The sequence below is a fragment of the Paraburkholderia azotifigens genome (genome assembly GCF_007995085.1).
Lineage (GTDB): Bacteria > Pseudomonadota > Gammaproteobacteria > Burkholderiales > Burkholderiaceae > Paraburkholderia > Paraburkholderia azotifigens.
In genome coordinates, this window is sequence record NZ_VOQS01000003.1 from 559,673 (window position 1) to 573,726 (window position 14,054).

A 14,054-nucleotide genomic window follows, 5' to 3' on the forward strand; every position below is an offset into this window, starting at 1 on the left:
TTTGTGCAGCGCACCATGATTTTGACTATAGTGGTGGGTGGACATGCCTTTCGCGTCTGCGAAAGCGCTAACTATTGACGGATAGTCCGCCCCGAAGCGGACACCAGCCCGCCGCGTCCCACAAGGCCCGCGGCGCTCAGGCGAGGAGAAATCACGATGTTCGACGCCGAAATCGCCGCAACACTGCTGAACCGGTGGAAGGTCAAGCCGCCCACCGCGCAATGCGACAGCTATCTGGATCTGCTGCGCGAGGGGAATCTGAACTTCACCCATCAGATGGGCAGCGTGACGCCAGGCGGCGTCGCGTCGACGAGTCTGTTCGAACTCGAATCGCTCGAATTCGTCGATGGCTCTCGCGCGCTGCGTCTGAAAACGCCGGGCGCGACGCCCGACTGGACGCAATGGGCCGCGTTCGAGCCGCCCGTGCGCAACACAGTGAGCGCGTCAGCGCCGTTGTCCGATGAGTCGTACTCGCTCGAAGCGCCTGAGCGCTGAACTGCGCGGCAGAGTATCGGGCGTTACGCGCCGATGCGCTCGATCAGCGCCATCGCGGCAGCAGGGTTGTGCGCCTTGTATCCGCTGATCACGAACAGATAAACGTCGCGCGCCTTCTTCGGCGCAGCACGTCCATAGGTATCGAGATCGTCGGGCGTGCCGCCCGATGCCCATGTCTGCGCCCGCTCGATCCATTGATCGAGTGATTTCTTTGCATAGCCGAGCGGATGCGCCTCTTCCGTGCCCATGATGCGCGCGTAGACGAACGGCGCTGTCGGGTCGGCGATCTGCGGATATTTCGAGTCGCCCGCAACGACGATCGCCACATTGTGCTTGCGCGCCAACGCGACGAATGCCTCGTCGCAGAAGCTCTCGTGCCGCACTTCGACGGCATGGCGCAAGGTCCGGCCATCGGCCTCGGCGGGCAGCAGTTCGAGGAAGCTGCCGAAGTCGTCGGCATCGAACTGCCTGGTCGGCGGGAATTGCCAGTTGATCGGACCGAGCTTGTCCTTGAGTTCGAGCACGCCGCTCGCCACGAAACGATCGATCGAATCGCGTGCTTCGGCCAGCACCCGACGATGCGTCGCGAAACGCGGCGCCTTCAGCGCGAAAACAAAGTTGTCGGGTGTTTCGTCGTGCCACTTCGCGAACGTCGCCGGCTTTTGCGAGCCGTAGAAGGTGCCGTTGATTTCGATGGTCGTGAGCTGTTGGCTCGCGTATTCCAGCTCGCGCTTCTGCGCGAGCCCTTTCGGATAGAACACGCCGCGCCACGGTTCGAACGTCCAGCCGCCGATGCCGACACGAATGCGCGTTGCTGTTGCCGTCCTTTTTCGAGTGGTCATGGTTCACGCCTTCGCGCGCCGCGCGGGAGCAATGATGCACAGAATAGCCGATGAAAGCCGCTATTTCCGCAACGGCACATCATTGCTGCCAGGCATGGACCCGCGAAGGTTCAGAACACGGCGCGAACGACTCCGCCATCTGCGCGCAACGCTGCGCCGTTGGTTGCCGACGACAGCTCCGAGCACACATACACGACCATGTTCGCGATCTCTTCGGGCGTCGTGAAGCGCTTGAGGATCGAACTGGGCCGCGCCTCCACGAAGAACTGCTTTTCGAAGCTTTCGAAGCTCGCTCCGCCCGACAGCTTCTCGACGAATTCCTCGACGCCGTCCGAACTGGTCGGCCCCGGCAGCACCGAGTTGACGGTCACGGCCGTGCCCGCGCAGGTTTCGGCGAGACCGCGCGACAGCGCGAGCTGCGCGGTCTTGGTCAAGCCGTAGTGAATCATCTCCGTCGGAATCTGGATGCCGCTTTCACTGCTGATGAACACCACGCGCCCCCAGTTCTTCTGCTTCATGCCGGGCAGATACGCGCGCGACAGCTGCACGCCCGACATCACGTTCACGTTGAAGAAACGCAGCCATTCTTCATTGGAGATCTCTTCGAACGGTTTGGGATCGAAGATGCCCATGTTGTTGACGAGAATGTCGACGCTCGGGAACTGCTCGACCAACCGCGCGACCTGCGCCGGGTCGGACACGTCGCCCGCGAAGCCCTGCACAGTCGCATCGGGTACTTGCGCGCGCAGCGTCGTCACGGCCTGATCGACCGATTGCTGCGAACGTCCGTTGACGATCACGTGCGCGCCCTCACGCGCGAGTCCCACGGCGATTGCGTGGCCAATGCCTTTCGTCGAGCCCGTCACGAGTGCGAGCTTGTCCTTGATCTTGAGATCCATCTGGGTTCCTTTCAAATCGGAGGTTGCCGACGGGACATGCGCATCCGCGCGATCGACCCGCAATGCGCAGCTGCATCCGCGAGTGTAGAACCGGAGGAAAAATGTTGCAGTCGGGGGGACGCAGCGTGAACGCAGCCTTTTGATTGCGCTGCCGACGTCGCCATGCGCACACTCGCCAGCACGATTTTTCAAACGGTACTAGCATCCGACAAGCATTCGCCGCACGCGTGACTGCGCATCGATGCAAAACGCTTCAAGTGCCGGCGCTATGGCCCATAACGAGTTATCCACCCCAACGAGGATACGAAGAGACGCTCATGAAGGCTCCCGCCCGGCTCGCCGCGCTGCTCGCCACAGCGCTACCTCTCGCCTGCCCTGCCGCATTCGCGCAGAACAGCGTGACGCTCTATGGCCGCGTCGATGGCGGCGTCCAGTATCTGAACCACATTGCGCAGCCCTCGGGCGGCAGCACATCCAGTTGGACCGCGGAAGGCGGCGACTGGGGCACCAGCATGCTGGGCTTCAAGGGATCGGAAGATCTTGGCGGCGGGATGTCGTCGGTATTCGATCTGGAAACCGCCCTTCAGGTGATGAACGGCACGACGGGCGGCGGCCGTCTGTTCTCGCGCCGCGCCTATGTCGGACTGGCCGACAAGCGCTTCGGCCAGATTCAGGCGGGCCGCAATCTGTTCATCGATAGCGACGGCGTATGGGAATTCGATCCGTTCGTGCAGCAGGCGTTCTCGTCGGCCTCGCTCGTGCGCGGCCGCAACTGGCAGCAGACGAGCAACAACGTCGAGTATCACAGCCCCGTGTTCCATGGCTTCGACGTGCAGGGCCAGTATGCATTCGGCAATCAGGCGGACGGTTTCAACCGCGGTGCGCCTGGCGAGTTCGGCCGCTCGGACGGGATCATGCTCACGTATCACTCGGATCTGTTCGACGTGCGCGGCATCTATGACGAGCTACGCGACGTGAACGGCCGCATGGAGAACATCTTCACGAGTTCGCGCGAGTACTTCGTCGGCGCGAACGTGCGCGTGTCGAGCGTGAAGATCCAGGGCGCCTACACGCATCTCTCTGCTCCCGACACGCCGGCAGGCCAGTCCGATAGCGCCGACTACTACTGGCTAGGCGCGACGTGGGACGCAACGCATCAACTTGCGATCACTGCAGCGGCCTTCTATGTACATCTGAACGAAGGCGCCGGCGACGCCTCGCACGACCCCGGCGGCCACGCGACGATGTTCGTGCTCGGGTCCACCTATCACCTGAGCCAGCGCACGTTTCTATACGGCACGGTCGCGTATCTGCGCAACAGCGGCCAGTCGAATTTTTCTCTGCTGGCAAACGCGCGCGACGCAGCGGGCAACGCGAATACGAATCCGCTGCCGGGCGAATCGCAGACGGGCGCGTATGTGGGCGTGATGCACGTGTTCTGAGTGTGCCGCGCGGCTTGTCCACGGCCATCATCCGTCTAAACAATAGCCGCGCACATTCCACTTTGGCATCGACGCGATGCCATTGCCGGAATGCGCGGCGTTGTCACGCCATTCGAGGAGTACTTCAATATGCGGCGCTACACCACGCACACCGCCGCATGTACTTCCTTAACATTGAAGTCGCACACTGATTCAACCTGAGACGGAAGCCAGAGATCAGCACGCGCAGATCCGCTTGCGCGCATCGCCTCTCTCCAGGTCGATTTCGATCGCAGCACTCGTGCTCTTGCCGCTGACAGGCCTGCTTCCGGGCCGCGTTCAGGTTCATACCGGCAACGAGCAAGCAGAGGCTGCCATAGCGATTTCAACCTTGTGAAGGAGGTGCCATGAAAAACCCCATCTACGAAGAGCGTCTCGAACTGCTCGGCTCGATCGCGAGCGAAACGCTCGGCATCGACGATCTGGATGAGCATCCCGACGTGCGCACCGCGCTGGAAGCGGCTTATGACGCCGGGCTGTGGGTCGGCCACACCGTCGGCCGGGGTGAAGAAGCCTGTCTCGCGGAGAGTTGAATGGCGCGCGCCGTGCTTCGAAGCATCGATGAAGCAGCGGCCGCGCGCTTTTGCATCTACGTTATGCGGCCTTTGCGCTTTGCGCGGCCTGTTCGGGTTTTGCGGCTGGTGCATCGTCCTTCTGTTGCGCAATCTGCTCGCGCAATTTGATCAGCGCCAGTACGGTGTCGATGGTCGGCGTTTCGTGTCCGACGAGGCGCCCCATCTCCTGCACGACGGTCAGCAGCGGATCGATTTCCATCGGACGTCCCGCTTCGAGATCCTGCAGCATCGAGGTCTTGTGCGCGCCCACTGCGCCCGCGCCGTCGATGCGCCGCTCGACATCCACGCGGAAATGCACACCGAAGCGATCGGCGACCGACTTCGCTTCGAGCATCATCGTCTTCGCGACGGCACGCGTGCCGACGTGGCTCGTGATGACATCAAGCGTCGCATGCGTCAATGCGCTGATCGGGTTGAAGCAGAGATTGCCCCACAATTTCAGCCAGATTTCATCGCGGATGTTGTCGCGAATGGGCGCTTCGAGTCCCGCTTCCGTCATTATCTGCGAGAGCGCTTCGACGCGAGGCGTGCGCGTGCCGTCCGGTTCGCCGATCGGAAACTTCTTGCCGTACACATGCTTGATGACGCCCGGCTCGATGATTTCCGCTGCGGGATACACGACGCAGCCGATCGCGCGCTCCGGCCCGAGCCTCTTCCACTGCGTGCCGCCCGGATCGATGCTTTCGAGCGTCGAGTTCGCGAACTCGCCGCCATGCTTGTAGAAGTACCAGTACGGAATGCCGTTGACGGCCGTGACGATAGCCGTTTCCGGCCCAAGCAGCGGCTGCATCGCATCGATGACGCCGGGTACCGAGTGCGCCTTCAACGCGATGATCACGTAGTCCTGCGGACCCAGCTCACGCGGGTCGGACGAACAGCGTACGTTGACGAGTCGCTCCGTATCGTCGATCAACAGACGAACGCCGTTGCGCTGCATCGCGGCCAGATGCGGGCCGCGCGCGACGAAACTGACATCCGCACCCGCAAGCGCCAGTTGCGCGCCGACATAAGCGCCGATCGCGCCTGCTCCATAAACACAGATCTTCATCTATCTGCTCCCATTCTCAAGAAGTGATCAGTGAGATCGAGCCGGGCGTCCAGCGACGCTACGCGCCGTCGTCATTGTCGATGCATGGTCGACTCATTGGCGATGACGCGTCCGGCTCTCATTTGCATGCTCAGTGCGTGTTCTTTTCGCGCGTGCTTTCTAACGCGTTCCCATCAGGCGGCCGGTTCGAGTTGCCGCGCAGCTGCGAGCTGGTTCGGCAATGCGCCGATCCCGTCGATCGACACGACGACCGTCGAGCCGTCCTTGATCGAACCAACGCCGACCGACGTGCCGCACGCGATCACGTCGCCGGGCATCAGCGTCATGTCGTGCGAGATCATGCTGACCTGTTCCGCCGGCGTGAAGATCATGTCGGAGAGCGGATAGTTCTGCCGCTCGACGTCGTCGAGGCGCGTGATGACATTCGCGTTACGCCAGTCGAAATTCCGTTCGATCGCGGGGCCGATGCAACTGAAGGTATCGAAGCCTTTCGAGCGGCACCATTGCGCGAAATTCGGATCTTCGTTCAGCAGGTCGACAGCCGTGACGTCGTTGATGCAGGTATAGCCGAAGATGTAGTCGTCGGCTTCTTCGGGCGAAACATTCGTGCAACGCTTGCCGATGACGATGCCGAGTTCGCCTTCGTAGGCAATCTTGCCGCTATAGCCTTTGGGACGGCGAATGGGCGCGCCCGGACCGATGACGGACATCGGCGGCTTGATCAGAAACAGCGGATGCGACGGCGCCGCCTTGCCGAGCTTTTGCGACAGCGCATGAAAGTTGTTCCAGAGCGCGACGACTTTGGTCGGCAGGCAGGGGCTCAACAACTCGACGTCGTCCAGTTTCCATTGCTTGCCGCTCGCTGCGGCTTCGCCGAACATGTCGCCTTCGAATTCGGCGATGCTGCCGTCAGCGAGCACGCCAAAACCGATATGACCTTGCGGCTGCCTGAAGCGTATCCACGATGTCATCGAAACTGTCTCCACAATGATTTTTATCGGCCGACACGGTGAATACGCCCGCGTCACGAGTTTGAATCTTCAGATTGCGCCGACTGTCCTGAGCGCTTCGATCTGTGCCGGCGAATAGCCGAGTTCGGCCATCACTTCGTCGGTGTGTTCGCCGAGCAGCGGCGAACGCGTCACTTCCGTCGGGCTGTCCGACAGCTTGATCGGATTGCCCACCGTCAGATACTTGCCGCGCACCGGGTGATCGACTTCGACGATCGTGCCTGTTTTACGCAGCGATTCGTCGTCTGCGATTTCCTTCATCGACAGAATCGGGCCGCACGGAATGTCGTACTTGTTGAGGATTTCCATCGCCTCGAACTTCGTCTTCGTCATCGTCCAGCGCTCGACTTCCGCGAAGATTTCCTTCAGGCGCGGCAGGCGTGCATTCGGCGTCGCGTACTCAGGATCCGTCGCCCACTCTTCCTTGCCGATCACGTTGCAGATCTTCACCCACACAGGGGCTTGCGTAATGAAGTAGATGTACGCGTTCGGATCGTGCTCCCAGCCCTTGCACTTGAGAATCCAGCCCGGCTGTCCGCCGCCCGATGCATTGCCTGCACGCGGCACGGCTTCGCCAAACGTGCCGTTCGGATACTGCGGGTACTCCTTCATCACGCCCGTGCGCTCCAGACGCTGCTGGTCGCGCAGCTTCACGCGGCACAGGTTCAGCACGCCGTCCTGCATCGCCGCGAGCACCTTCTGGCCGCGGCCCGTCATCGTGCGCTGGTAGAGCGCCGTGACGATGCCAAGCGCCAGATGCAGACCCGTGCCGCTGTCGCCGATCTGCGCACCCGTCACGACGGGCGGACCATCGTCGAAGCCCGTCGTCGACGCCGCGCCGCCCACGCACTGCGCGACGTTCTCGTAGACCTTGCAGTCTTCGTACGGACCGGGACCGAAGCCCTTCACGGACGCCACGATCATCTTCGGATTGAGTTCCTGGATGCGCTCCCACGTGAAGCCCATGCGATCGAGCGCGCCCGGCGCGAAGTTCTCCACCAGCACGTCGCACTTCTGGATCAGCGCCTCGAGCACGAGCTTGCCTTCGGGGTTCTTCGTGTCGATGGTCACCGAACGCTTGTTGTGGTTGAGCATCGTGAAGTACAGGCTGTCGGCGTCCGGCACATCGCGCAGCTGTTCGCGCGTGATGTCGCCTGCGCCTGCGCGCTCCACCTTGATCACGTCCGCGCCGAACCATGCGAGCAGCTGCGTGCAGGTCGGCCCCGATTGCACGTGCGTGAAATCGAGAATGCGCACACCGTCGAGTGCTTTGCCCATGCTACGTCTCCATCATCGTTGAATGCTGTTGGATTTTGCTCGCTTCGAACCCGTCTGATATGTGATATATCGTATTTACAGGTCGCTATTTGGGCAAGCTTTTTCCCAGATTTTTGGGCGGGGATAAACCCCAGGGTGTTCACGTTGTGTTCGCCTTTGGCGGCTGGGCGTTTTTCTGCTAGCTCGTGCTGGCGTTTGCGCGGCATTTTCATGGCTCTTTTTCGCTGGCCTCCGCGTGGCGCCTACGCGGCGCGGGCGTTGCCCCTGTGCGGGGAGGCATCTGCTTTTCTTTGCAGCGGCAAAGAAAAGCAGGCAAAAGAAAGCCGCTCACACCGCCAGGCTCGTGACGATCACCCACGGGCCCTCAACGCCCTGACGCTTCACACGACACGTTGCGACGCGATCTCCGATGCAATCGCGCGGATCCGGCGCCTGCCCATTTCATGCACCGACGTCACAGCCCACAATATGGAAAATCGACGGCCGCCATCCAGCAACTTACATGTAGGCTCCAGAACCAAAGATGAAGCCAAACGTAGAGATCGGTTGGAGTCCGTGCCGGGGCGCAAACGGCGCGCCGACCTACACACCGTTTGCCACCTGGGCGGCCGTGGACTGTCTGGTACCGCAGTAAGTAACGCGGGCGATTGAAGTGGGTGATGCGCCTGAAAATGGCGCTGGCAACGCGCGTGAGACAGTGCGCTGCCGTGTGGAGTGCGGGACCCGTTGGGGGCCCGCAGGCAGGAAGAAGGATTGGCGGTGTAAGCGGCTTTCTTTTGCCTACTTTTCTTTGCCGCTGCAAAGAAAAGTAGGTGCCGCCCCGCACAGGGGCAACGCTAGCAAACCATTACGAACACGCGGATGCCAGCAAAAAAACTGCGGAGCAAAAAAAACCTAAACAGGAATCATGGCCACAACAGCACCGCGCGCAGCGGCAATAGCGGCGGCCTCAGTAGCAAACACAGTGTGATCGACAACCTGCTGAAAAGGCAGCACAGCAACAGGCGCCTCAGCCCCATCATCAAGTTTCCGAACGGAAGCAAAAGCCGCCCATCCACCGTTATGAATGAACTGCATGGCAGACAGTTCGAGTTGATAAGGTCCAAAGTTTTCTACACGCATCGATATTCTCCGTGCGATCGCCGCGATGGCGATGAACAAGATATAAACGACTGCGCGAAGCGCAAAGCGGCCCGCCGCATGGCCGCCTTCAGGCAAAAAAACGGGAACAACGCTACATCAGGCGCCGACACGCGCCTCAAGTTCCGCGATGCGCTTGCGCAGACTGCGGTCTTCCTGGAAGCGCGCGGTCTCATCGCGGATCACCGCGACGATGCCCGTCAATTCGCGCTCAGGCGAATAAAGCAATGCAACAGTAAAAGCGATGGACAGCGCACGGCCATCCTTGTGTACGGAAGGCACGCGCAGAAGATCGTGACCGTAGCGCGTCTGTCCCGTCGCCATGGTCTTTTCGTAGCCTTCCCAATGACGCCCACGCAGGCGCTCGGGAATGATCAGATCGAGCGATTTGCCGAGTGCTTCTTCTTGAGTGAAACCGAACATGCGCTCCGCTGCGGGATTCCACAGCGTAATCGCGCCGCTCTTGTCGGAGATCACGACGGCATCGCCGATCGCGTTCACCAGCTGTTCATAGTCGATGGCTGCTTGCATATAGGGGCTCGTGTGTTATTGGGCTTCGCTGCCGCTCAGTTGAAAACAGCGCCACGCGGGCGCTGTTTATCGGACCGCGCTGCTCTCCAGCGCAGCGCAGTCCCGTCAAACGCCTGCTTCGATTACACCACTTTCGCTTCCCGCATGTTCGCGATCTGCTCGAAGCTGTAGCCGAGACCTGCAAGCACTTCCTCCGTGTGCTCGCCGAGCAGCGGCGAACCCGTGATTTCCGGCTTCATGTCCGAGAACTTGATCGGGCTGCCGACCGTCAGGTACTTGCCGCGCGCCTTGTGGTCCACTTCAACGATCGTGCCGCTCTTGCGCAGCGATTCGTCATTGGCGATTTCCTTCATCGACAGAACGGGCGAACACGGAATGTCGAACTTGCGAAGAATGTCCACAGCTTCGAACTTCGTCTTGTCGGCGAGCCACTGTTCGATCGTGTTGAAGATATCGAAGATGTGCGGCTGACGCGCCTGCGCCGTCTTGTATGCCGGATCGTCGATCCATTCCGGCTTGCCGATTGCACGGCAGATCGGCTCCCATGCATGGCCCTGAACCGTGAAATAGATGTACGCGTTCGGGTCCGTTTCCCAGCCCTTGCACTTGAGCACCCAGCCCGGCTGACCGCCGCCGCCAGCGTTGCCGCCGCGCGGCACGACATCGGTGAATTCGCCGTGCGGATACTGCGGATACTCTTCGAGGTAGCCGACGCGGTCCAGACGCTGCTGGTCGCGCAGCTTCACGCGGCACAGGTTGATCACGCTGTCCTGCATCGACACGGCCACCTTCTGGCCCTTGCCTGTCTTGTCGCGGCCGATCAGCGCCGTGAGAATGCCGATCGCGAGATGCATACCCGTGTTGCTGTCGCCGAGCGCTGCCGCGCTGACCGTCGGCGGGCCGTCCCAGAAGCCCGTCGTCGATGCCGCGCCGCCTGCGCACTGCGCGACGTTTTCATAGACCTTCAGGTCGTCGTAGTGGTGGCCGTCGCTGAAGCCCTTGACGGAGGCGACGATCATCTTCGGGTTCAGTTCGTTGATGCGCTCCCACGTGAAGCCCATGCGGTCGAGCGCGCCCGGTGCGAAGTTCTCGACCAGCACGTCCGATTCCTTGATCAGGCGTTCGAGCACTTCCTTGCCGTCCTGCGTCTTCGTGTCGAGCGTCAGCGAGCGCTTGTTGCTGTTGAGCATCGTGAAGTACAGCGCGTCAGCCTCGGGAATGTCGCGCAGCTGGTTGCGCGTCACGTCGCCTGCACCGGGACGTTCGACCTTGATCACATCCGCGCCGAACCAGGCAAGCAACTGGGTGCACGCCGGACCTGCCTGGACGTGCGTGAAGTCGATGATCTTGACGCCTTCGAGTGGTTTGCTCACTTTTGTATCTCCGTGTTTGGCTGCTGTTACTTTTTCATTGCCGCGCTTTGCGGGTTCAGATTGGTCAGGCGTCCGCTTTCCGTGCCCGCCGCTTCGTCGATCACTGCGTTGATGAGCGTCGGCTTGCCGGAAGCGATGGCTTCGTTCACGGCCTTCTCGAGCTCTTCAGGGGTCGTCACGTTGTAGCCGATGCCGCCGAATGCCTCGATCATCTTGTCGTAGCGCGCGTCCTTGACGAACACGGTCGGCGCGACGTCCTTGCCGCCCGTTGGGTTCACGTCGGTGCCGCGATACACGCCGTTGTTGTTGAAGATGATCGTGCAGACAGGCAGCTCGTAACGGCAGATCGTTTCGAGTTCCATGCCGCTGAAGCCGAACGCGCTATCGCCTTCGATCGCGAGCACCTGCTTGCCGCTCGTCACGGCTGCGCCGATCGCGAAGCCCATGCCGATGCCCATCACGCCCCACGTACCCGAGTCGAAGCGCTTGCGCGGCTGGTACATGTCGATAATGGCGCGCGCATAGTCGAGCGTGTTCGCGCCTTCGTTCACCACGTTGATGTCCGGGTTCGCCTTGACGATGTCGCGCAGCACGCGCAGCGCGCTGTGGAAGTTCATCGGCGACGGATTCTTCGCGAGCGTCGCGGCCATCTTTTGCAGGTTCGTATTCTTCTTCTCGTTGACCGCGTCGATCCATTCCTTCGGCGGCTGCGGGAAGTCGTCGCCGACCTGATCGAGCAGCGATGCCACGCACGAACCGATGTCACCGACGATCGGCGCCGCGATCGCGACGTTGCTGTCCATTTCCTGCGCCGAGATATCGATCTGCACGAACTGCTTCGGCTTGCCCCACGTCTTGCCCTTGCCGTGCGACAGCAGCCAGTTCAGACGCGCGCCGACCAGCACGACGACATCCGACTCGGCCAGTACGAACGAACGCGCAGCCGAGGCCGATTGCTCGTGCGTGTCGGGCAGCAGGCCCTTGGCCATCGACATGGGCAGATACGGAATGCCCGTCTTTTCGATGAACGCGCGGATTTCCTTGTCCGCCTGCGAATACGATGCGCCCTTGCCGAGCAGCACCAGCGGACGCTTCGCGCCCTTCAGCAGATCGATTGCGCGCTTGACGGAATCCGGCGCCGGCAGCTGGCGCGGCGCGGCGTCGATCACACGGATGATCGACTGCTTTGCCTTCACTGCATCGATGGTCTGCGACAGCAGTTTCGCGGGCAGGTCGAGATACACGCCGCCAGGACGGCCCGACACGGCAGCGCGAATGGCGCGCGCGAGACCGACGCCGATGTCCTCTGCGTGCAGCACGCGATACGCAGCCTTCGCATACGGCTTCGCTGCGTTCAGCTGATCCATTTCTTCGTAGTCGCCTTGCTGCAGGTCGACGATCTCGCGTTCGCTCGATCCGCTGATCAGGATCATCGGGAAGCAGTTCGTCGTGGCGTTCGCCAGTGCCGTAAGGCCGTTCAGGAAGCCCGGTGCGGACACCGTGAGGCAGATGCCGGGCTTCTGCGTCATGTAGCCGGCGATAGCGGCTGCATGACCTGCGTGCTGCTCGTGACGGAAACCGATAAAGCGCATTCCTTCCGCTTGCGCGAGGCGCGCGAGGTCGGTGATAGGAATGCCGACCAGACCAAAAATCGTGTCGATATCGTTCGCTTTCAGCGCATCGATGACGAGGTGGAAACCGTCCGTCAATTGTTGTGCGTTCTCTTCAGCGGATTCTTGCGGTCTGATCTCAAGTACATCTGCCATGACGTCTCCTCCTTGGCCGGGTGTTGTGTGCGTCTCGTGATATACAATATTCCAAACACAATATTAGTCAACGGATTTTTGCAGGCGTCGATTCATGTTGTTGCATTGCAAAAGTTGGCTAGGGCTTTGTGTCTGAGGGGTTTGGGCGTCTGAATCGTGCATTGCATCAAGCGCCCATACGGGATAGTCCTGGGGTCGTAGCGGCCTCAGTCCAGAAAATCGCAATGCGCTTCGACGTACAGCGCGAGGTCGAGCGAGTGCTGACGCACGAGCGTTTCGACGCGCTCGGTGTCGCGCGCTTCGAGCGCCTCGATGATGCGCATGTGGTCTTCGATCGAACGCGATGCGCGGTCGCTCTGCGCGATGGTCATGCGGCGTATCGCGCGCACGTGCATGAAGATGTTCTTGATCGTGTCGAGGATGATCTGCGAGCCGGACAACTCGACGAGCGCCTGATGAAACGCGATGTTCACCTCGGAGTACTCCTCGATGTGCTCGGTCGGCGTCGCCGAGTGGAAGTCGTCGAACATGCCGCGCAGTTTCGCGATGTCCTCGTTCGACGCGCGCAGAGTCGCGAGCCGCGCGGCCACGCTTTCCAGCGCGGCCCACATGCAGATCATCTCGACGATCTCTTTCTTCGTCTTGCGCAAGATGTAGACGCCGCGCCGCGGCACCGTGCGCAGGAAGCCTTCCTGTTCGAGCAGCGTCATCGCTTCGCGCACGGGCGTGCGGCTCACACCGAGCGCTTCCGTCAGTTCCTTCTCATCCAGACGAACCTCTTCACGCGAGTGATAGATGTCGGTGTTCGCGATCGCCTGCTTGAGCCGCGCATATGCCTGATCGCGCAGCGAAGCCGTCGCGTTGATCGGCGTGAGATTCAGGCTCAATGGGACCGCGCGGACATTCTCTTGCGTGTCGGTGGACATGATCGACGTGTCTCCTCGGTGTCGAAAACGGTGGCGGCCTGCTCGACGGACGCGCCGGATACGGCGTGGTCGTTCGGCCCTTCTGCGTGTCTGCAATACCGCTTTGCATATGTGCAATACTGTATATCACATATCTATTCGCCACCAATTCTCCTGCACCCTAGGTTTGCAGCGGTCTTTCCATAAACATTAATGAATAGTTTTAAAAGAAAACTTTAACTATCGTGAATTGATCGTCGCGCCTAAGCTGTCGTAACGCAACCGATTGAACTGGAGGGGATGATGCGCAACGCACACGATCAACACCGGACCGACTACGACCGCGCCGTCGAGACGCAGCTGTGCGCGTTCAACAGCGCATTCGCCGATCTTGGGCTGAGGTTCCGCTGGGACGCGGAGATGCTGACGTCGCTCGCGACGATCGATGGCGAGCATGCTCGCGTCGTGGCTTATCTTCAGGCGCATCAGGCGCATTTGCTGAATGCGTATAGCGCTGAGTTTTTGTGTGCGGCGATTCTTGCCAGGAAGAGCGCGCAGGCGCCTGATGTGTTGCCCACACGGGTTGTCGCATCTGGCGATGCGGAGCGGGCTTCTCGTTCCGTGTTCTCTATTTCGCAGTACTTTTCCGATGATGCAGTGCCTGCTCTTGCAGGTGCTTGACGCTCTTTTTTGTCTGCGACGCAGTCGCCA

14 protein-coding genes are annotated in these 14,054 nt (G+C 61.0%); 4 read left to right on the top strand and 10 right to left on the bottom strand.

The window, feature by feature from the left end:
* Positions 1-156: 156 nt before the first annotated feature.
* A complete protein-coding gene (locus tag FRZ40_RS19700) occupies positions 157-495 on the top strand; it encodes a hypothetical protein (protein WP_028370560.1) in 339 nt (112 codons plus the stop codon).
* Positions 496-518: 23 nt separating this feature from the next.
* On the opposite strand, the gene FRZ40_RS19705 is transcribed toward FRZ40_RS19700, so the two are convergent.
* Positions 519-1,337: a DUF72 domain-containing protein gene (locus FRZ40_RS19705; protein WP_147235294.1), complete on the bottom strand. Its 819-nt coding sequence runs from the start codon at positions 1,335-1,337 to the stop codon at positions 519-521.
* Positions 1,338-1,447: 110 nt separating this feature from the next.
* Positions 1,448-2,236 (bottom strand): SDR family NAD(P)-dependent oxidoreductase, encoded by a 789-nt coding sequence (locus FRZ40_RS19710; protein ID WP_028370558.1) that lies wholly within the window; start codon positions 2,234-2,236, stop codon positions 1,448-1,450.
* Positions 2,237-2,553: 317 nt separating this feature from the next.
* On the opposite strand from FRZ40_RS19710, the gene FRZ40_RS19715 reads away from it, so the two are divergent.
* Complete coding sequence (locus FRZ40_RS19715) at positions 2,554-3,678, top strand: porin (protein WP_028370557.1); 1,125 nt, start codon at positions 2,554-2,556, stop codon at positions 3,676-3,678.
* Positions 3,679-4,064: 386 nt separating this feature from the next.
* Entirely contained in the window at positions 4,065-4,250 is a 186-nt protein-coding gene (locus FRZ40_RS19720; RefSeq protein ID WP_147235296.1) for a hypothetical protein, read from the top strand.
* A gap of 61 nt (positions 4,251-4,311) precedes the next feature.
* Here the strand turns inward: FRZ40_RS19720 and FRZ40_RS19725 are convergent, their stop codons facing one another.
* From FRZ40_RS19725 to FRZ40_RS19765, 8 genes are all read right to left on the bottom strand, one after another.
* The gene (locus tag FRZ40_RS19725; protein ID WP_147235298.1) at positions 4,312-5,340 is read right to left on the bottom strand and encodes a 2-dehydropantoate 2-reductase; all 1,029 of its coding nucleotides are present in this window, start codon (positions 5,338-5,340) and stop codon (positions 4,312-4,314) included.
* A gap of 173 nt (positions 5,341-5,513) precedes the next feature.
* A complete protein-coding gene (locus tag FRZ40_RS19730; protein ID WP_028370554.1) occupies positions 5,514-6,311 on the bottom strand; it encodes a fumarylacetoacetate hydrolase family protein in 798 nt (265 codons plus the stop codon).
* A gap of 69 nt (positions 6,312-6,380) precedes the next feature.
* Positions 6,381-7,628 (bottom strand): formyl-CoA transferase, encoded by a 1,248-nt coding sequence (gene frc, locus FRZ40_RS19735; RefSeq protein WP_147235300.1) that lies wholly within the window; start codon positions 7,626-7,628, stop codon positions 6,381-6,383.
* An 894-nt stretch (positions 7,629-8,522) separates the two neighbouring features.
* On the bottom strand, positions 8,523-8,750 hold the full coding sequence (locus FRZ40_RS19745; protein WP_028371333.1) for a hypothetical protein: 228 nt from the start codon (positions 8,748-8,750) through the stop codon (positions 8,523-8,525).
* Positions 8,751-8,867: 117 nt separating this feature from the next.
* Positions 8,868-9,299, bottom strand: a complete 432-nt coding sequence (locus FRZ40_RS19750) for a PAS sensor domain-containing protein (RefSeq protein ID WP_028371334.1) — start codon at positions 9,297-9,299, stop codon at positions 8,868-8,870.
* A gap of 122 nt (positions 9,300-9,421) precedes the next feature.
* Positions 9,422-10,672: a formyl-CoA transferase gene (gene frc / locus FRZ40_RS19755; RefSeq protein WP_028371335.1), complete on the bottom strand. Its 1,251-nt coding sequence runs from the start codon at positions 10,670-10,672 to the stop codon at positions 9,422-9,424.
* A 26-nt stretch (positions 10,673-10,698) separates the two neighbouring features.
* Entirely contained in the window at positions 10,699-12,438 is a 1,740-nt protein-coding gene (gene oxc / locus FRZ40_RS19760) for an oxalyl-CoA decarboxylase (protein ID WP_147235302.1), read from the bottom strand.
* Between the two features lie 206 nt (positions 12,439-12,644).
* A complete protein-coding gene (locus FRZ40_RS19765; RefSeq protein ID WP_028371337.1) occupies positions 12,645-13,364 on the bottom strand; it encodes a GntR family transcriptional regulator in 720 nt (239 codons plus the stop codon).
* Positions 13,365-13,763: 399 nt separating this feature from the next.
* Here FRZ40_RS19765 and FRZ40_RS19770 point away from each other — a divergent pair, with 399 nt between their 5' ends.
* Complete coding sequence (locus FRZ40_RS19770; protein WP_231516423.1) at positions 13,764-14,024, top strand: hypothetical protein; 261 nt, start codon at positions 13,764-13,766, stop codon at positions 14,022-14,024.
* Positions 14,025-14,054: the final 30 nt, after the last annotated feature.